Annotated in this window: 15 protein-coding genes and 1 pseudogene; 7 read left to right on the forward strand and 9 right to left on the reverse strand. The window is 68.2% G+C overall.

Features of this window, described 5'->3' with window-relative positions; genetic code table 11:
* The first annotated feature begins 258 nt into the window (after window positions 1-258).
* Window positions 259-1,599, forward strand: coding sequence for an SAVED domain-containing protein (locus tag AB0959_RS30320; RefSeq protein WP_366829828.1), 1,341 nt, complete (start codon window positions 259-261; stop codon window positions 1,597-1,599).
* 64 nt (window positions 1,600-1,663) lie between these two features.
* On the opposite strand, the gene AB0959_RS30325 is transcribed toward AB0959_RS30320, so the two are convergent.
* Window positions 1,664-2,803, reverse strand: coding sequence for a hypothetical protein (locus AB0959_RS30325; protein WP_366829829.1), 1,140 nt, complete (start codon window positions 2,801-2,803; stop codon window positions 1,664-1,666).
* 492 nt (window positions 2,804-3,295) lie between these two features.
* Between AB0959_RS30325 and AB0959_RS30330 the strand changes: the two genes are divergently transcribed.
* Genes AB0959_RS30330 through AB0959_RS30340 form a run of 3 tightly spaced genes read left to right on the forward strand, consistent with a single transcriptional unit; the run spans window position 3,296 to window position 6,308 of the window.
* Window positions 3,296-4,300, forward strand: coding sequence for a nucleotidyltransferase (locus AB0959_RS30330; protein ID WP_366829830.1), 1,005 nt, complete (start codon window positions 3,296-3,298; stop codon window positions 4,298-4,300).
* Window positions 4,297-5,763, forward strand: coding sequence for a ThiF family adenylyltransferase (locus tag AB0959_RS30335; RefSeq protein ID WP_366829831.1), 1,467 nt, complete (start codon window positions 4,297-4,299; stop codon window positions 5,761-5,763). The genes AB0959_RS30330 and AB0959_RS30335 overlap by 4 nt, the downstream gene beginning before the upstream one ends.
* Window positions 5,760-6,308, forward strand: coding sequence for a Mov34/MPN/PAD-1 family protein (locus tag AB0959_RS30340; protein WP_366829832.1), 549 nt, complete (start codon window positions 5,760-5,762; stop codon window positions 6,306-6,308). The genes AB0959_RS30335 and AB0959_RS30340 overlap by 4 nt, the downstream gene beginning before the upstream one ends.
* A 48-nt stretch (window positions 6,309-6,356) precedes the next feature.
* On the opposite strand, the gene AB0959_RS30345 is transcribed toward AB0959_RS30340, so the two are convergent.
* The 4 genes from AB0959_RS30345 to AB0959_RS30360 form a co-directional block, all read right to left on the reverse strand.
* Window positions 6,357-7,427 (reverse strand): ATP/GTP-binding protein, encoded by a 1,071-nt coding sequence (locus AB0959_RS30345; protein ID WP_366829834.1) that lies wholly within the window; start codon window positions 7,425-7,427, stop codon window positions 6,357-6,359.
* Entirely contained in the window at window positions 7,427-9,811 is a 2,385-nt protein-coding gene (locus AB0959_RS30350) for an integrase (RefSeq protein ID WP_366829835.1), read from the reverse strand. The genes AB0959_RS30345 and AB0959_RS30350 overlap by 1 nt, the downstream gene beginning before the upstream one ends.
* Window positions 9,808-10,503 carry a hypothetical protein gene (locus AB0959_RS30355; protein WP_366829836.1) on the reverse strand — a complete coding sequence of 232 codons (696 nt, stop codon included), beginning with the start codon at window positions 10,501-10,503 and terminating at the stop codon, window positions 9,808-9,810. Before AB0959_RS30355 ends, AB0959_RS30350 begins: the two co-directional genes overlap by 4 nt.
* 166 nt (window positions 10,504-10,669) lie before the next feature.
* The gene (locus tag AB0959_RS30360) at window positions 10,670-11,689 is read right to left on the reverse strand and encodes a TniQ family protein (protein WP_366829837.1); all 1,020 of its coding nucleotides are present in this window, start codon (window positions 11,687-11,689) and stop codon (window positions 10,670-10,672) included.
* Between the two features lie 250 nt (window positions 11,690-11,939).
* On the opposite strand from AB0959_RS30360, the gene AB0959_RS30365 reads away from it, so the two are divergent.
* Window positions 11,940-14,288 carry a Helicase associated domain protein gene (locus AB0959_RS30365; RefSeq protein ID WP_366829838.1) on the forward strand — a complete coding sequence of 783 codons (2,349 nt, stop codon included), beginning with the start codon at window positions 11,940-11,942 and terminating at the stop codon, window positions 14,286-14,288.
* A 25-nt stretch (window positions 14,289-14,313) separates the two neighbouring features.
* Here the strand turns inward: AB0959_RS30365 and AB0959_RS30370 are convergent, their stop codons facing one another.
* The gene (locus AB0959_RS30370) at window positions 14,314-14,865 is read right to left on the reverse strand and encodes a hypothetical protein (protein WP_366829839.1); all 552 of its coding nucleotides are present in this window, start codon (window positions 14,863-14,865) and stop codon (window positions 14,314-14,316) included.
* Between the two features lie 406 nt (window positions 14,866-15,271).
* Here AB0959_RS30370 and AB0959_RS30375 point away from each other — a divergent pair.
* Both AB0959_RS30375 and AB0959_RS30380 read left to right on the forward strand, forming a co-directional pair.
* Window positions 15,272-15,571, forward strand: a pseudogene (locus AB0959_RS30375) (transposase family protein); the annotation flags it as partial.
* A gap of 134 nt (window positions 15,572-15,705) precedes the next feature.
* Window positions 15,706-16,368, forward strand: coding sequence for a hypothetical protein (locus tag AB0959_RS30380; RefSeq protein WP_366829840.1), 663 nt, complete (start codon window positions 15,706-15,708; stop codon window positions 16,366-16,368).
* Window positions 16,369-16,615: 247 nt separating this feature from the next.
* Here the strand turns inward: AB0959_RS30380 and AB0959_RS30385 are convergent, their stop codons facing one another.
* The 3 genes from AB0959_RS30385 to AB0959_RS30395 form a co-directional block, all read right to left on the reverse strand.
* Window positions 16,616-17,020, reverse strand: coding sequence for a DUF1524 domain-containing protein (locus tag AB0959_RS30385; RefSeq protein WP_366829932.1), 405 nt, complete (start codon window positions 17,018-17,020; stop codon window positions 16,616-16,618).
* A gap of 374 nt (window positions 17,021-17,394) precedes the next feature.
* Entirely contained in the window at window positions 17,395-17,979 is a 585-nt protein-coding gene (locus AB0959_RS30390; protein ID WP_366829841.1) for an AAA family ATPase, read from the reverse strand.
* A 46-nt stretch (window positions 17,980-18,025) separates the two neighbouring features.
* The gene (locus AB0959_RS30395) at window positions 18,026-19,180 is read right to left on the reverse strand and encodes a transcriptional regulator (protein ID WP_366829842.1); all 1,155 of its coding nucleotides are present in this window, start codon (window positions 19,178-19,180) and stop codon (window positions 18,026-18,028) included.
* Between the last annotated feature and the right edge of the window lie 121 nt (window positions 19,181-19,301).

Genomic DNA, 19,301 nt, shown 5'->3' on the forward strand with positions numbered 1-19,301 from the left:
GTCCCTGGTGATCAGTGCGGCGTCGTGGGGAGGCTCCGCCGTGGACCAAGTGGCGGGCGTGTGCGGTGGTCTACTGGGGGAGTAGGGGCCTGCTGTCGGGTGGGCCGATCCGGAAGGAGATCAAGTCCGGTGCCTGACCTGCCTGCTCCGAGCTCGACGGGTGTCCGTATCGCGGGTGACCGTTACCAGTGGTTGATCGCTTGGCAGGGCTGCGTCGCAGCAGTACGGGACGCAGCCCTTCACGTGGCTGATCCGGTCGTGGCAGTCGGCGTTGAGGTCGACGGCGTGGGCAACGTCGACGATGTCGTCTTGTACCGCAAACAGCCTCCGCACACCTATACGCAGGTCAAGTATGCGGCGGACAGCAGCACGCCGGTCAACGAGGAGTACCTGCTCAAGTCCAGCGACCAGGGCGGGCCGTCGATCCTGCGGAAACTGGCGTGGTCCTGGGAGCAGCTGACCCAGGACGGGACCCCGGTCGACTTCGCGTTGCTCAGCAACCGGTCGCCTGACGCGGGAGATCCTCTGATCTCCCTTCGCGATTCCCGCACCCAGCTTCTCCTGCCGAAGGCGGCCCGGCAGGGCCCGCGCTCCAAGACGGGGCAGGCGCGGATGCGTTGGGCCGAGGGGGCCGGCCTCAGCCAGGACAGACTGCTGGAGCTGCTGAAGGTGCTGCGCTTCGACCTGGCACGGGACGTGCAGCATCTGCATGAGCACCTGCAGATGATGATGTTCGCCGCGGGGTTGCGGTTCGACGAGGAGTCCATGCACGCCGGAGCGGACTGGGTCGCCCGCCAGGTCGCCGACGGGCAGCGCCGGTTGTCGCTGGCGGACATCCGCGAGGCGATAGGCGCGATGCAGCTCGCTGCGGGCTCGTCACGGGCGGTGCTGTCCGTGGCTACCTTGAAGCCCGACCCGATGGCGCAGGACGCCGATTACGCGGTGGACTGGGTGGACCGCTTCGAGAGCGCCTCGCAGTACACCAAGCGTCGTCCGCTCGCCCCGGCGACCTGGGAGCAACTGCAGGCGGACCTGGAAGCGGCACCGTCCCGGATGGGGCCGGGTTCCACCGCCGTGGCCCTCACCGGCAGTCTCCGTCTGGCCCCTACGTTCATGGTCGGCGCCGCCTTTCGGATGGTGACCGGTGTCGACATCGCCGTGGCCCAGCGGGCCCAACTGTGGTCGTCCGGTGAGGAGTACGGCAGCCCGCTGGAGCCGGCCGTCGACGAGCATCACCTCGATCTCGGCCCCGACCTCGCGGTGGCCGTCGCGGTCGCCACCGACCCGACACGGGATGTGCTGGAATTCCTGCGCGAGCAGCAACTGCCCGTCTCCCGGCTGCTGGTGCTGCGTCCGCCCGGCGGGCCAAAGGACAACGCGATTTCGGACGGGGCAGCGGCCAACGCACTGGCGGTCGGCATCAGGGACTGTGTCCGCCGCGCCTGCCGCCCGCATCCCCAGATCCATCTGTTCCAGGCCGGTCCCAAGGGGCTGGCCCTGCTGCTGGGCCATCGGTGGAACCGACTGCGCCCCACCATCGTGTACGAGGACGTCAACGCGGAGCAGGTGTACGAGAGGGCCTTCGTCGTCAACGCGTGAGCAGGACCGGGCGCTGACGTGGGATGCAGCGGGAGCGTGTGGTCCGGCTCTTGCGCGGACGTTGTCAGGGGGCTGCCGTTGCAGGGGGCGGTATGCCCTGGGCCAGGCGCAGGTCATGGTGGACCAGCGTGAGGCGGTCGCGGGCCGCCAGCCAGCCCAGTGCGAGGGCGACCGGCAGCGGGCCGTGGAAGAACAGCAGTCCTTCCACCGCGGTCGTGCCGCCCAGGTGCTGCGCCCACTGCCGCCGTGCGGCCTGCCAGTGCTCCCAGATGTAGGTGGTCAGCGCGGCGTTGAGGCCCGGGTCGTCGGGCAGGTAGGCGTCGCCGGCGTCGATGACGAGGTAGGCGCCGCACGGGCCCTGCCCGCCGGCGGGGCCCGCATCGAGCAGACGGTAGCCGGTGTGGTGTTGCGGCCCGTAGGAGACCTGTCCGGTCGCCGCCACGTGGCGGGCGTCGTCGACCATGGAGGCGGCCGACGCCAGCCGCACGATCACCGCGATCCGGTGACGCTGCTGCCCGGGCGCCTCGGGGATTGCCACGAGCGCGGGTTCCTCCGCGCGGTCGACCGAAAGCAGTTGGCCAACCCGGGCGCGCTGCTGCGCGCCGAGCGGGTCGCGCAGCGCGCTGCCTAGCACGACCCCGGGAACCACCGACCGCCCGGCCGCCTGGGACAGATGCATCACGACGAGCGACGTCTGGACGTCGCCAGCCAGGCGCCGCCCGAGAAGAAAGGCATCCTGCAGGTGCGCGAGGACGTAGAGCGCGACCTCCGGCTCCGTGTTCCCTGACACCTGTAGTTCCTCGATCTGCGCGTCGACGAGCCGGGCGACGAAGTCGACAACGTCTGGGCGGCCCTGCACCGAGATTTCTCCGGGCCACAGGAGCGCGCGGTCGACGACCAGTGTCGCGGCGTGCGTCCGGCGCGACGCGTTCTTCAGCGCCAGGACGCGGGACGCCTGCGTCCGGTCTGCCGGATACAGGCTGACCACTACGCCGAGCCCGCGTGGACGCTGCAGCACCCACCCCGTCAGGACCAGGAGCAGGGCCGCGGCGAAGACCACGGCGAACACCCACGGTTGGCGCGTCCACTGCTCGAGGATGTTCGGCACGACCCCGAGCGCGACGGCCGTACAGGCCGCCATCAGCAGCGTGCCGCCGCCCTCCCGCGAGAACACCAGCCGTCTCAACTGCCCCAGCCACCGCATGCGCCCCGCCCCTCGCCCCGGCCCTCGGTCGCGACGATCCTGCGCCAGGAACCGGGGGCACGCCACCCCCGGCACCGCGGCAGGCCGCACGACCGACGCCTTGGCCCGTGCACGCCTTGCCGAACCGGTGCGTCACCTGCGCGCATGCGCTGCCTGCCGCCCGGGGACCGCGCCGTGATGATCAACTGCCCCGGCGGTGCAGGGGGAATTGTCAGTGGTGCGTTCTACCGTTGTGGTTGAGCAGCCGGAAGTGCCTGTTTGTGGCCGCAGGTCTCCCTCCGAGGAGCCAGCGGCCGCGGTGTGCACCCAGGCCGGACGACGCGCCTGAGGAGGCACAGCGCATGGTGAACGGTGAGCTGTCCGACGCGTTCCTGTTCCTGATGGCCCCCAACGAGGCTGTCGGTCCTCTCCCGGCCGGCCTGGCGCTGTCAGTGGTGTGAGCCAGGCCCAGCGCTGCCAAAGCAGTCACATCTCTTGGATCGGAGGGCCCCGATGGCTCACCTGAAGCAGCAGTTCAAGGAGGCGCTGAGCTCCATCGAGCCCGGCGACGACAAGACCAACGCGCCCGAGGCCCATCGCCTCGTCCGCGATGCCCTCGAGGCCGACTCGAAGCTCGCCGAGTACGGTGTCAGCCCGGTGCTGATCGGCTCCTACAAACGCAACGTGTCCATCCGCAGAATCAAGGACGTCGACGTGTTCGTGCGCCTCGCCGAGGTCCCCGGGGACGTCACGTCGAAGGACATCCTCGACAGATTCTTCAAGGTCCTGCACGCGGAGTTCGGCACCGACGCCGACGGGCACCGGCGCACCAAGCGCCAGGACCGGAGCCTGCAGGTCTCCTTCCCGGAGTACGACCTCTACGTCGACGCGGTGCCTGCCCGTCCCTACGGTGACGGGACGTGGGAGATCCCGCAGAAGGGCGACGGGAACGAGTGGGTGCGCACCAACCCCGACGGGCTGACGGCACTGTCGAGCACGATGAATGCGAACCACGACGAGTACTACGTGCCGACCGTCAAGCTGCTGCGTCAGACCCGTCGTGCCCTGCTCGGCATGAAGAAGCCCGGCGGCTTCTTCATCGAGATGGCTGCCTATCAGGCGTTTGCCTCGGGCGCGGTCTCGGGCGACGACCAGGCAGAGTACTACGTCTCCGCACTCCGGGAAGTCAGCACGATCGTGGAGAACTTCGTGGCCTACAACATCGCGGTGGCCGATCCGACGCTGCCCGGACACACCATCCGCATCCGTGCGGCCGACGACGAGCTGGACACCGTGCGGACGCGGTTCGCCGATGCCGCGGCGTCGGCGGAGGCTGCGCTCGACGAGGAGGACGCGGGCAAGGCCGCGCTGGCATTCCGGAAACTGCTGGGAAAGAACGGCGATGGAGACATGGTCTTCCCGATGCCGCCCGGCTTCAACGAGGACGGCAGCAAGAAGGCGTCCGCGATCTCGCCCGGCGCCCGTGTCGTGCCGGCCGGCACGAGGACCTTCGGGTGACCTCTGACGACGTCCTCGAATATGTCGCCTACTGTCGGCAGCACTTCGAGGAAGGCCTGATCCGGGCCGGGTTCAGCGAGGGGGAAGCAGGGTGGGAAGGGCCGGTCCCGCACGCGGCGGGCCCGACCCGCGTCGTGATCGGCCTGCCGGCCCGCTTCCCCTTCCGGCCGCCGACCGTGACGCCGGTTGATCACGACGCGGTGCCCTGGTCCTGGCACCGCGACCCGGACGGCGGTCTGTGCCTGGTCGCCGAGGACGATCACGACGGGTTGTGGTGGACGGAGGCACCGGCGTTCCTCGAACACGTCACCGCATGGTTCGAGCGCGCGGACACCGGCTGGACGGACGACCGGCCCGACCTCGACCTCGACCGGTACTTCCAGCCGTCCACGGACCAGCGCCTCTACCTCTATGACGATCTCGCCCAGTACCTCGACCGCCCCGTCCGCTTCAGCCCGTCCGGCAACAACACGATGCGGATCCGCCACGGCACCCGCCCCGGCAAGACGCTCAAGTACAGCAAGGACCGCTTCGGATACGTGGCCGACCTCGGCGAGGTGGACGTGCCGCCGCGAACCTGGGCGGACATCTCCTCCCGGATCGATTTGCACGCGGACCTGGACCGCAGAATTCGACAGCAGAAGGTCGCGATCGTCGTGCTGACCTACCGGCGCGGCCCCCACCCCGGCGCGATCGTGCTGGACGTGGCGCCCAAGAAGGACGGCGGCACGGCAGTTACACGTCTGCGCTCAGCGGCGGACACCGAGGCCGCCCGGTCTGCCCGCGCAGGCGTCCTCGCTCCCGAACTACGTGGATCCAGGGTCGCGGTTGTCGGCGTCGGCGCTTTGGGCTCGTTCATCGCCGACCTGCTGGTGCGCTCCGGTGCCCGCCACCTCACGCTCATCGACGACGATGTCATCATGCCGGGAAACCTCGTACGCCACCTCGTGGGACCAGACGCGGTCGGACTGGCGAAAGTCGAAGCGGTCAAGCAGTACATCGTCAGGAACCACGAAGCGTCGGCCGCAGGCGTCGGCACCGTCAATCGCGCACTGACGACGGGCTCCGACGCCGTCGATCATCTGCGGAACCACGACCTCGTCGTCAACGCCACCGCCGACTTCGCCACCACCGCGCTCCTGCACATCAGCGCCCGGTCACTGGGCACACACGTCCTATCCGTAGCGCTTCAAAACGACGGCAGGACCTACCGTATCGACGTACTGCCACCGCTCAACGATGCCGCACCGCTGCCGCCTTCGACGGCCAGAGCCGACACCGCGGCCCCGCCCCTGTTCGAAGCAGGCTGCGGAAGCCCGATCTCGCCCACGCCGCCCTACGCGGTCCTCGAGGCGGCGGCGGCCACCGTCCGCCACGCCATCGGCCTCCTCGTCGACCGCCCCCTCCACCCCGCCGGGGAGACGCGCCACTTCCACTCCTCAGCAGAAGGGGATCAGCAGTGACCCGGCCGGCAACAAGGATCGAGCTGCGCCAGGAGGCATACGAGGTCATTGCGTCCGGGACCGCTCAGCGTCTGCCGCGGGAAACGGGTGGCATCCTCCTCGGCTACGGGGAAGACGCCCACATCGTCGTCACCCATGCCCTCGTTGTCGACGCTCCAGGAGCGTCCACCCACAGGTACGTGCGCGACGACGTCAGAGCGAACGTTCTCCTCGCAGCGTTCCTGGCCCAGCGAGCTGATGATGATCCAACCGGCTACGTCGGCGAGTGGCACAGCCATCCCGCACCGTCCGGACCGAGCCCGACCGACGTCGCCGCCATGCAGGCAACTGCCCGGGAGTACGACGGCCCGCTCGCACTCCTCGTACACGCTCCCGGCGCGCAGCAGCCCTTCTTCGGGCTGATCACACGACGCCAGCGAATGGGGCGGGTCGCAAGCAAGGCGGTAACGGTCCTTCCGCCACTATCGAGATCCGAGGCTCTGGGACCACTGCCCGATGGCGCGGTTCGGCGGGACGGCCCGGGTGACGCCCTGCATCAGGCTTGATGAGGGGGAGCGCAGCCGTCAGGCAGATGTCCCAACGCCTCTTCGGCGCTACGCCCAGTCGTCCTCGCAGTCCTGGCGGCCTACGACCATGTCGTTGAGGCCTTCCTCGGTGATGGCCTCGGTGCCGTCCTCGATGGCCTGCTGGGCCGTCTGGCAGATCAGTTGGTCGAGGGTGTCCATGTAGCCACCGGTGCGTTCATGGAGCAACGTGTCGAAGCCCAGCAGGGATCCGGGCTTGTGGTTGTACAGCACGAGGTTGTCGTCGTAGGCCTTGAGCACGCTGCGCCAGTCCGCCTCCAGCCCTTCCCGGAAGGGGATCGGTTTGATCTCCATGACGGGCAGGCTGCTGCGGAACTGCTCCGAGGTGCGGGGGCGCGCGCTGCGGCCGCGTTGGCGGAGGGCCTCGTTGACGATGTCGGTGGCACCGCGACCGCAGTAGATGATCGACAGGCGCAGCCGGGCCTGCAGGGAGTCGAAGTAGTCGAACGCGGTGCCCAGTTCGCTGTCGTGGATGCGGTCGACGCCGTCGATCAGGATGAGCGAGGTTCTGCTCTCCTTCATGTGGTGCACGACGGGTTCGGTCATGTCGGTGCTGCGGTAGTTCCGCTTCTCGATGTTGAGGGTGTGGTCCATGGCGAAGAAGTCCGCGAACGGCAGGGACCAGTCCAGGTTGCTGTCGCAGCGGGGCGGGACGTTGATGTGGACGACTGGCGTCCACACGCTGTCCGGCCTCCGTTCGGTCTCCAGAACTCCCTGGAAGGCGCGGCCGATCTGGAGAAGCAGAACGGTCTTCCCGGCACACCCGTCGATGACCATGCTCATGCGTTTACCGAGGGGCCGGAACCGGTTGGTGCGCAAGGTGCGCCGCGCGTCCTTGAGCCCCTGCTCCACGTCGGGGGTCATTACGGGAATCATCTCCCCGTGGTAGATCATGCGCGGATCGGTGTCGGTGATATCCGTGCCCAGGGGAGCGCAGTCCGCCAGCTCCGGCTTCTTGCGCTCGCGGCGCACGAAGGCGTTGAACCCCTGACGCTCGGTGAGGAGTTCGGGCTCATAGTGCAGGAACTGGTGTGTCGAGTCCGCTGCGACTGCGCGATGCGCGGTCTCCAGGCTGTCCATCAGGTCTCCTGTCGGTCGGGTCCCGGCGGCGCATCGCCGCTGGCGCGGGACTTGGATGACTGGGCCTGCTCGGCCCGCATGCCGCGGAAGATGTCGCCGGGCGCGCCGGCCAGACCGTTGGCCCGAGCGGCGGGGGAGCGGCGCCTGCGGCCCGCGGATGCAGTGGGGTCCTGCTGCGGCGCCGACTCGCCGTCCAAGTCCGTGCAGTCCCGTGCAGGTCCGGGCGCACGCTGGCCGGGGAAGAGATCCTTGGCCGCGACGTTGAGCAGCGGCGCGGGCCTCACGCTGCCCGCGACAGCCGGCGTGATCCCGGCGTACGGGTTGACGGCCGCCTCGGTGATCTCCAGCGTCTGGGGGACGAAGGCGGCCTCCGAAGCAGGGGCGGGGTAGGGGTCGGAGCCGCGGCGAGCGCGGTCCAGCAGGTCGTCCACCGCACGGGCGATGTCCTCCTCGGTGCCCTCCCGGCCGTCCTGCTCGGTGACGAGGAGCGCGGCCTGCTCCCACAGGTACTGGGTCCAGGCGTCGTGGATCAGGTGCTGGTACTTGAAGTCGAACGGCACCCACGGATCACGCCCCAGGTCTCCTTCGACGGTGTGGTCGTAGAGCCACACCCGTTGCGGGACATAGGGGTTGTAGTAGATCGGCCAGCGCTGTCCCTGCCCCTTGATGCCGGTATGGCGGTGCCTGAAGTCCCTGATGCGCGAGCTGACATAGGTCCGGTTGTCGATCTTGATACCGTCGCGCGTGACGACCCGCTGCGCGCGCAGCAGCAGCTTGCGGTTCTCCTTGGGGGAGGCCGGCCGGGGCGCCCCCTCGGCCGCCACGGCCGCCGCGTACATCTGATTCGGTGTCAGCACCATGGCCGGCAGGAAGGGGGACCGCAGCCCCTCGTGCCGCGTGGTCTGCCACTCGGTGACCACCCACTCGTGCCACAGGTCCTGCAACTGGTTCAGCGACAGCAGGGGTTCGTGCTCGACATTCTTGCCGCGCCGGTCCAGCCGGTTGCCGGTGTAACCGGCGACGAACTGCGAGAAGCCGCTCTTGACGGAGCGGTTGCTTCGCTCGATGACTGCCTTATCGTCGGCGGTGCGTTCCCGGGCCGGTTCCACCTCGATGCCCAACGTCTCGCAGGCGTCCTTGAACTGCCCGGCCTTGAAAATCTTGGCGTTGTCGACGATCACGGTCTTCGGGCGGATCACCGGCCTGGCCGCGGCACCGGCCATCCGCGGGTCGCGCGCGAGCATCTCGGTGAAGGGCAGGTCGGAGTTCTCCGCCAGCGCCAGCGGGGACCAGCCGGGACGCGCCGGCAGCGGCGCCATCATCTGGGCCAGCAGCAAGGAAGCGTCCAGCGCCTTGGTCCCGCGCCCGCCCCGGCGCCGGCTGCCCGGCCCCTTTTTGCGCCCCGAATGTTTCGGCACGATCATCCCGGCGGGAATGCAGCGGGTGAGATTGTCGATTCCGTAGGTCAACTCCACGTTTACGGGACGCCCGTCGTCGCCGCGGGCCATCACGTCCAGCCCGGTGGAGTCGATCTGCACGCGCTCGCCCAGCAGCGACACCACGGCGGGACGGAAGGGCCCGTCGGCAAGCTCCTCGCCCGGTCCGTCCCGCCGGGCAGCCTTCTCCTCCGACGCCAGGGAGATCCCCAGCCGCTGCAGCAGGTCGTAGAAGGTCGACCGGCCAGGCCACAGCGCGTCGAACTCGTCCGGGTGGGCGCGGCGCAGGGCGATCCGCACGCGCCGCCGCAGCCGTGAGAGCGTTCCCGCCGACTCACCGCCCGGCGTCCGCTCCTGCAGCACCAGCTTCACGAGCCGCTCATCGCAGCGGCCGTAGCGCGAGCTGGTGCGCAGCCAGCGCTGGTCGATCAGGCCGAGGATGCCCTCCTTCTCGTAGGCCAGGCACTTGCGCTGCACGGTGGCGACCGAGCCGGTCAGCCCGGCCGCGGCCAGCTCGGCGGCCTTGAGCGCGTAGCGGGCGCTGCGGGTGGTCGTCGCCGGGTCGTAGCCGGGCCGCGGGGTGAACCGGCCGTCCCGGGCATGGAGTGGGCGGCCGGTCAGTACCTCCTGAACGTGCTCCTTCCAGCGCTGCACCGCCTTGCGCTGGTGCTCGTCCAGCCGGTCCAGCACCGACAGGTCCGGCAGCGTTTCCGGCTCCTGCGGCACCCCGGCCTCATCGAGCACGGCGAAATCGGCGGTGGCGACCAGCACGGACACCAGTACCCGTGAGTCCTGGCCGTGCTCGTCCAGGGCCGCCAGGTGCACCGTGGAGCCCTGAACGGCGCCGATCAAATAGCGCCCTGCCTCCCACCGCACCGTCATCCCCGGCCGCAGCACGTCTGCCGGCCCGTCCGGTTCCTCCGCGCCCGACGCCGACGGGGCACTCATGGAGTCTCCCTGGCTGCCCACACCATGCTGGTGGGGATCAAAGGCAGGCCCCAGTTGGTGGTCAACTCACCCGTCCACAGCAGATACCAGCACAGGGACCGGGGGAGTGCGAGGGAGTCAGCGCCCTCGCACAGGGGGCGCGGCCGGGCGAAGGCCTGCAGCAGCACGGCCCTGGCCTCCTCGTCCGCATTCTCGTCGTGGCGAAAGTGCGAGACCAGATACAGGTTGCGGCGCAGCTGGCCGGCCGGGACCCGAGCCGTTCGCACCTGCCAGCCGGCCTCCTGCCCGGCTGCCCGCGCCACGGCCGCCTCCTGCTCATCGGGCTCCCGCCCGCCCCAGGCATACAGGTACAGGCGCCGTTGCCCGCCCACGGCGCGGGCCATGAAGGCCGGATCCACCACCCCGGTGCGCTCCCCGTCGCGCCACTCCAACTGCAGCGACGGCGCCGACAGATAAGCGATGTCGGGAGCCCGGTCGAGGACCATGGCCGCGTCCCGGTGCTCCAGGGACCGGCACACAAAGCTCTTCTTCGTGGTCGACGACCAGTACTGCCGCACCTTCGATCTGCGCCCCTTGTACGGGCGCTGCTCGTGCAGCACCGGCCACTCCTCGACCGGCGCCCCGTGCAGGGCACGCGGCAGCACCAGGCGCTCCCGCCCCAGATCGTCGCGGTGACGGACCTGAACCTCCATCACATGCCTCCCGGTGCCCGAGGCGGCGGGCCCGGGGCCGTTTCAGCTTCACGACAGCGGCGCCGCTGCGGAGCAGCAGGACCACTGTTCACCAGAAAGAGTGCAGCGGGCCTTGCGTCGGCTACGGCAAGCGTCTCGCCGCGCCGGACGGCCCGCCGCGCGGGCGCTACAGAAACAGCCGGTCCATCTCGTTCGGCATCCGGACCCACGGCAGGCACGTGAGGTCCTGCAGCGAGGCCAGAGGCGCAGCCCCCTGCCCGGCGACTTCCGTCTCCCTCGGGCCTCCTGTGCCGGAGCTCCCGGCCTGCCGGGCGTGCCGGAGCGGACGATGGCCGCTGATCCAGTGCTTCAGCGGCTTGCGGAACGCGAAGCCGCGCTGGCACCCCACACGTCGCAGCCAGGCCTGGCCGTCCGCCGCGCTGAGCTTGCCTGCGCGCCGGCGCTCCTCCAGCCAGGCCATGTCCCAGGCCAGCCGGGCCAACATGCCGAACTGCGCCACAGGACGCGCACGCTGCTCGCCCACCCGCGCCGCGAGCACGGCCCATTCCTGCTCCCTGGCCCGTGACGGGTCCTCCAGGTATCCGACGCACGTCAGCACCGACAGGGCGTCCGCCTCGACCCACCGGGCAGCCGCGTAGCCCAGACGTTTCCGGACACGGTTCAGGCGCTGCTGGGCGCGGACCACTCCCGGGTGGTCGCGCAGATCGATGTAAGGGCGTTGAAGACTGCGCGAGTTGTCCGTCCAGCGCCCATGGCGCAGACACACATGCCACGGATCCGGCAGGATCAGCCAGGCAGGGGAACGGGTGCCACGGCTTGCCGCACATAGCGAACAGGCCTGCACGATGAATCCGGCCCGCGCATCCCACGGCCACTCCCAGTCGTCCGCCGAGCCGTCGGGCATGAGGAACTCATCGCGGAGGCTGACCAGCCGCAAGGACAGCTCGGCCACCGAACAGCCGGAGAGATTAGCCAGCCGCTCGCGCGCATACCGGTTCACGTACATCTCCGTGTACTGCGGATCCACCGGCACGGGACCGACACCGACGCTCGCCAACAACTGTTCCACCGGCCGCAAGTTGCGGGCGGCCAGCCTGGTCACGTACGACCCCGTCGACTCGCCCTGCAAGAACCGCAGCCGCAGGTGCAGCGGACGCCGGCCCAGCCACGGGTCCCGTTCCACCATGACGACCTCCCCACTACCGTGACCATCCAACTCCGCCCCTCCCCGGCCGGCACCCCACACCAGGCAAGTGATCCCAACCGGAAGCCAGTAGACACAAAAGCGTGCCGACTGCGCCGAGGAGAGGACAAAAGAAGAACGTTGCTGGTCGATGCCCCTCACACGGCACTGCACCCCTGGCACGCTGACGAAAGCAGACCTGCCAGCCCGGCCTGCCGGCAGCGGCCCGGCCGAGAGGGAGCCACCGCATCTCATGACCGGCCGTGCCCAACTGCGCCCGCACCAGGAAGAAGCCGTCGCGGCCGGCGTGCACGCCCTGTTGTCCAGGCGCCTGGCGGCCGCGACCATCGTCGCTGCCTGCGGCACCGGCAAGACCCTGATCGGCAAGCGCATCGCCGAGCACTTCCCCTCCAGCAGGCCGGTCCTCGTTCTGGTGCCCACCCTGGAACTGCTGATCCAGACCGCGGCCCGGTGGTTCGCCGACGGGAAATTCGACCAACTCATCGGCGTGTGCTCGCTGCCGGGTGTCCACGACCGCCACCTGCGCGGCCACCTGTGGATCACCGGAGACCCGCACGCGCTCGTCCGGCGCATCGCCCAAGGAGGGCACACCGCCGTCTTCACGACCTACTCGTCCCTGCGGACCCTGGCCGAGGCCCACCGCACCCACGGACTGCCCCGGTGGGACTTCGCACTCGCGGACGAGGCCCACCGCACCAGCGGAGACTGGGACAAGAAATGGGGCCTCATCCACGACGACCGCGCCATCCCGGTCGCCCACCGCCTCTACATGACCGCGACCCCGCGCAACTGGCGCCCCACGGGCAGCAAACGGAAGAAGGCCCGACCGCGCATCGAACGCCTCGCCTCGATGGACGACCCCACTGTCTACGGGCCCACGGTCTACAAGCTGGACCTGGCCGAAGCCATCGAGCGCGGCATCCTCGCCGACTACCAGCTCATCGTCCCCGAAATCCGCGACAAGAAGCTCCTGAAGATCCTTCAGGACGAACTGCCCACACCCCATCTGGACGGGCTGCGCATTGCGGCGATGCAGGCAGGCCTGCTGACTGCCATGGCCGAACACGATGCACGCCAGGTACTGACGTTCCACGCACGCGTTGCCGCCGCCCGCGGCTTCGCCGACACGCTGCCCCAGACGGCCGAGATCCTCGCCGACCACACAGGCATCTGCAACCCCTGGTCACATGCCCTGCACCACCGCCAGCCGGCCTGGCAACGCCAGCTGTACTTCCGTGAGTTCGAGCACTTCTCGGCGCTGGCCCCCGGCAGTGCTGCCGACGCTCACGATGCCGCGGTGCTGGCCAGCGTCCGGGTGCTGAGCGAAGGGGTCGACGCCCCCAACACCGACGGCATCTTCATCGCGGATCCACGCCGAACTCCCAGCAGCATCGCCCAGACCATCGGCCGGGGCCTGCGTAAACCGGCAGGGCAGGACAAGTGCGCCTCGATCTTCCTGCCGGTCTATACCCGCCCGGGGCAGACTACGCAGGAAGCGATGAAGTCCTCCCAGTTCTCCGAGATCTGGAGCTTCTTCAACGGCCTGGCCGTCTACGACTCCAAGATCTTCAAACGGTTCGGCAAGCACCAGCGCGCTCGGCCACAGCCCATCCCGGCCCGTCCCACCCGCGTCGCCGACGTCAACCGTGCCTTAGGGCTGCGCACCCACCGCCCGCACAACAACGCCTACTGGGACCTCGGCTGGCAGGAGGCCCAGGCCTTCCACAAACAGCACGGTCACCTGAACGTGCCCAGTGAATACGTCGCCCCCAACGGACTGTCCCTGGGGCAGTGGATCGGCCAACAGCGCTCCCTCCACACGGTCGGCGCCCTCTCTGCCGAACGCAGTGCCGCCCTCACCTTCCTGGGAATCTCTTGGCCCCACCCCCCGGAAAGCTTCGAACACCACCTGGAGCACGCCACCGCCAGCGCCGCCCGCCACGGCACCCTCGCCCTGGGCAAACACCCCCACGCAGGCGACCGAGCCACGGCCGCCTGGCTCGAGACCATGCGCCGCCGCGCAGACATCGGAGAACTCGCGCCCGCCCGCATCGCCGCGCTCGACGCCGTGGATCCCTTCTGGAACCCGCCCTGGAGCCTGCGCTGGCAGTACACCTACGTTCAGATCCGGCGGCGCCTGACCACCACCCCCTGGCGGTGCACCTACCACCTGGACCACGACCACGACTCGTCCTGGGACACCTGGCTGGACCGTCAGATCACCAACCACAAACTCCTCGCCCCGCAGCAAAAGCACCTGCTGGACACCCTGGCACGCGCCTGCCCCGACGCCCACCCGCACAGCATGCTGCTGACCCGGCCCACGACCCTGCGCGCGCGAGCTTTCAACCGCGGTCTGCGGGCGGCCCGCCGCTACCACCTACGCCACGGAAACCTCAATGTTCCCGCATGCCATATCGAGGACGTCGACGGAGACCCCGTCGCCCTCGACGCATGGCTGGTACGGCGTCAGCGGGGCATCGCGCAGATGACACCACGCCAGCGCACAGCCCTCGAAGTCCTCGACGCCGGGCTCCCGCCCATGTTCCTTCCGCCCACGGGGCCCGCAGCCGCAGCATGACCCGGGCGAGCCCAAGCAGGGCAGATCACCCCTTCGCGGCGGCGTTGACGCCAGCCACCTGATAGAACACCCGGCTCCCGCGCTTGACGCGCCGCACCCGCCCCTGGCTCACCATCGACTCCAGTGCGTTGCGCATCGCCGGCTCCTTGATCCGCCGACCCGGATGCGCCCGGCCCAACGTCGCCGCAACATCCTGCGCGGAACACGGCTGGCTCCGGCCGCGCAGCTCGTCGACGATCAGATCCCGCAACGTTGGTGCCCCGGACGCCGTCCTGGGGGATGCAGCCGTCGAGGGGACCGGCTCCTTCCCGGCCTCCCCTTCACCGGAAACCGCCTCAGGGGCACCCTCTTCCTGGACGCCATCCGCACTAGTGCCCGCTCCCGGCGGTGGCTGCATGCTGTTCTGCAAGCCCTCCAGCCAGGCCTGGCCGTCATCGAGGAGGCGCAACTGGTCCTGCAAAGCGGCGATATCGGTGCGGATCCGCTCACGCTCTTTCGCGATGAGCTCCAGGTCGCCCTTCACCACGGCCGCGTATCTGGCGAGGACGGACGGGAGGTCAGCGACAGACTCATTCATGGGACCGCCTTCCACGACACTGCTCGGCAGTAGCCACGCTAGGCACGTCGGCGATGTCGACCTGCCAAACGTGCATACATGAACGATTGCGACCGACTTCGGATCAGCTGTGACCGCAACGCTTCGTGGTCCGTCGGCGGCTGAAGGAATCGGCGGTGTCGGCCCGTTCGTCCTGACACCGCACCGGCCGCCACCTGCCCTCAAGCGTCGGCGCGTGAACCCCGGCACGCTGCTGAGTGCGCAAGCCGCGGCACCTGCGGCGGGAGCCGTGGCGTGCGCGTCATGGTTCCGCTCACTGTGGTCCAGGCACTCAGCCAGCGCCGACACGCTCCCGCTGGACCGGCTGGATGCTCAAGAGGTCGCCGTCCTGCGGGTCCACGCGGCCAAGCAGGTACCAGAACCGGACGATCTGACGACCGCTCGTACCCACTGGATCATCAGGATCTGCGAACGCCAAGGTGTTCCCATCCTGACTGACCGCGCCTACCCGGGCGCCAGCCCGTGGGTGACGACACCCCCCAGACGCCGCCCCGGCCGCGAGTTGTCACCGACCCAGCGGACGGTCAACCGTGCCCTCCCCGCGGGGCGGGCACCGGTCGAGCGGGGTGGCCCGTCTCAAGTCCTGGCGGATCTTCCGCAAAGCCCGGTGCAGCCCGAATCGTCGTCCATCGCCGCGGCCGTCCTCACCCTGGAGCGGCAACGCTGAAAGAGCTGACTATTCGGCGAGGAGGGACAACAGACAACAACTACCTTGGTATGTCGACTACTTGGGGGCCAGCGCCCCGTCAGAGTTTCCCAGCCCTGGAGAGCCTCTTCTAGTTCAGAGTCTGCGACCTTGCGGTGCGGGTCCTGGCGGTTGCGCTGCCGTACACGAGTGAGCCGCTCGCGCGCTGCCTCCTGCGCGCGGGTGTCTGCCCGTGCCTCTTCCAACTCTTTCTCAGCCTTCGTGAGCTGGTGCGGGATCCGGGCGCGGAAGCTGTTCTCGTCTGCGGCAGCATTCTGGATGGCCACTGTGAAGTCGCGCACCGTGTCCTCGTCGAACCGCTGCTGGTCGTCCATGACAGGAAGAAGATGAGGGTATTTCGCTCGGTGTACTCGCCCGGTGACATCAGTGAGGTAGATCGAGTGGTTTCTCTGGCCCGTGTCGAAGCGGGCATCGAGACCGGCCAGCTCGATCGAGCGCGTTCCCGTTCCGGACATCACCACGAGGACGTGCTTGAACAAGATGAGCTCGCCAAGGCCGTCCAGTCGCTCACCGGCGCCGGGATTGCGCAGCCGTACAATCTGCTGCTCCAGCTGACGCAGCCTTCGCTCGTAAGCGGCCTGCGCCGAAGTGAGTTCGGCCAGCGCACCAGACTCGGCCTGAGCCGCCCTGCGGGCCACATCACGTGCCTTATTACGGGCATTTGCCAAGGCCTCGCGGTCGCTCTCGTATTTCAAGCTAAACGCGAAGGCCCAACCGCCAGGATATCTGTGCCGCCTCCACAGCACCCACAGACCTAAACTCACTACAACGACCACAACCAGCTGTACCGCGTCCATGCCCGCCCCCCCCTGCGCTGCCAACACCCCTCTTTTACCGCCGTCGGGCCGCCTGCGGCACTGGATTGGGGCCAGACGTCAGCAACAACACATCCCACTGCGCACCTTCACCCCGCACGCCCCAGACAGCTCAACCGCCCCAGCCGCACCGCCGCGATCGAGGCCGCCCAGCAGAAGGCCGGCCGTGCGGGAGGCGCCCGGTCTCAGATCAGCACTGCAGCGGCCGCCCCACCACGCCCGCCCGCCGAAGCACCGCGAGGGGAGTGGTGGGGACGCCCGCATTCAGCCAGGGGACGGGGTTGACGGTGACGTCGGTGTCGGGGCACTCCGCGCCGATACGGCGCATCGCCGCCTGCTCGGCCGGGTCTACGGTCAGTTCCCAGGCGAGTTTGATGGCGACCTGGTCGGACAGGTAGCGACACCTTTGGGAGGGGTTGTCGGGCACGATCCAGGTGGTGACGTCCTGGTCGGACTTCTGCCGGTTGGAGCGCTGGCTGACCGCCACCAGGTGGCGGTCGTCGTGCAAGTAGTTGGCGTACTCGACGCGGCGCTGCCGGGTCCACTGGGAGCCGCCGGAGTCCCAGGCTTCGGCGAGCGGCACCGCGTGGTCGATGTCGGTCTTGGTGACCTCGGTGCTGTCGTACCAGGAGTACCAGAGGCCTCCGGTGAGGGTGTCTCAAGGCGCTGCGCGGCTGGTGGCGCTGTGACGCGGAGAGCGTTGCGGCTGGCGTCATGACCGGACCAACCTCACCGAGCACGGCCCCCGATGAGTCCAGAAGATCAAAAACGCCGACAAGCACACCCTAGATCCGCTACAGAGAGCTACTTGTCACTTCGCCGTAGCTTCGGGAGAGCAGGGCCCATTCACATGCATCGCGACGGACGTCACCGCCCATCCAACCGTTCCAACTGCCAACCCGACGAAGCTTCCCGGCCAGAACGCGAGCAGGATGCGCTCTGCCTCGTTGCTGGCCTGGCACACCTGGCTCACCGCTGTCCCAATGTCGTCAATCTAAAGGTGAAGAGCTGAGCGGCTTCTGTTGCCGTGAATCCCTGACCACGGCCCGGGACATCATGCACCGACGCAGCACCTTCTGAGTAGAGTTGGCAGACGCTTCCCTCCCGCTGCATGGCCATTGCGAGGTCCAAAACAACAGTATCTGGAACGTCTTGTCTTTCTCTTTCTATGTTTTGTGTGAGCAGGATTTCGCGGCTTTGGTTGAAGCGTAATATCGTCACCCTGGCGTCACATTGCCTGGCTACCGTGATCAGACGTGCTCGGGCCCTGCGCGTCACGTTGGTTGACTCTGCTAACGCCATGTATCCTGCAGCGAGGCGCATGAGGAGTCGCCGGTCACGTTCGTCGACGACCACCTCAGGAGATGTTGTGACTGCGGCGGTCTCAGCCTGGGCCTTGGCGAATTCCGCTCGGATCGCGTCGGTAGATGCCACTGCTTCGCGCGGTATCCTCTGCAGTCGCACGAGTTCCTGCACGAAGGTGCTCTTTCCCGCAGCCGGTGGGCCCACTAGGACCACGAGCCCGGCCAAGACCTCGACAGGATTGAAGTGCATGACCAGGCATTGTAATGGCGCTGACACTGAAGTAGACGGGAAAGATCTAGACTGATGCGCGTTTCAGTAGACCGTCAGCTTCCTCCAGAAATGTTGCCACGTCGGCGTCCTTCTGGTGCGGGATGAAGTCTCTGCGTAGTCGCGCGACCCTGCTCAAGGCGCGCGGGGAGTGCAGCTGTTGAGTCAACTGTACGACCTCGATGCCGTGTGCAGCGGCTTCTGCCGGTTCCTTCTTGTGCAGGCTTGCGTGCGCAAGGATTCCTGTGTTGATTGCCCGGCGGCGGGTGTGGGTCTGGGGGAGGTCGCGCAGGGCAAGTGCAGCGAATTTGCTGGCGCTGTCGGGCTGATCGAGGTCCCTGAAGCAGTGCGCGAACGCGTCGGACAGATAGGCCTGTTGGAAATACTGCAGGTACTGGGGAGCTTCTGACGGATTCGAGCGGCAGAAGTGTCGCTCGGCTTGGGAAAGGGCCCGCTGACAAGCGCGGGCCTCGCCCATTCGTGCGTAGCCCCTCGCTTCAACTACCCATGTGACTGCCGTTGCTAGCGGCTCATCGCCATTCCGTGTCCCGGCGCGGGCAGCCTCTGCGAGCTGTACGGCCTCTCTGGGGTGGTCGGCATAGAGGGCGAGGTGCCCCATGTGGGTCGCCATCACCTGAGCACCGTAGCTTCGGGAGTCTGCTGCGTTTGCCAGGCCGAGTGCTTGGATGTAGTAGCGCTCGGCAAGACTCAGCTCGTTGCAATCGACAGCCATGTACCCTGCTGCGGCTGTGAATTCTGCGGCCAGATTGAGTAGCTCTCGCCCGACCTTGTCCGAGCGGGACTTCTTCAGCAGCGGACCCACGTCGTAGCGAAGGTAGTTGACCATGTGTCGTCGGATCCTTTGTGACCCGAACGTGTGACTCAGCCGTTCGAATTCATCACCCAGCGCGCGGACCTGCTCGACATCCGACATGCTGACGTGTGTGCCCGTGCCGGTGTAGGCAAGTTCCTCCCGCGGGCTGCCGATGAGCCAGTCTCGACTGGCAGCTGACACCGCACCAGCCGCGAATACCGAGCCGATGAGGAACTCTCGGCGCTCCACGTCGTACCTCCATAAGCGCGACGCTGTAGCCACAGCGTCTTCCATGGTTTTCGGGTAGCGGAGGCCGATCGTCTGGTCCTCGGAAACAGCTTCCATGCCAAGATCTCGTGCAGTCACCATGCGTCCTATGCGATGCGAGAACACTTGGGCCAGCAGAGCGGGGGTGGGATCCCTCGGTACGGATCCGGCTAGCCATCGAGCGACTGAGGTGTGATCGCAGCGAACGCTGAGACCCTGAGTC

Origin of the sequence: Streptomyces sp. NPDC046862, from assembly GCF_040704615.1 — a bacterium.
Classification (GTDB): Bacteria; Actinomycetota; Actinomycetes; order Streptomycetales; family Streptomycetaceae; genus Streptomyces.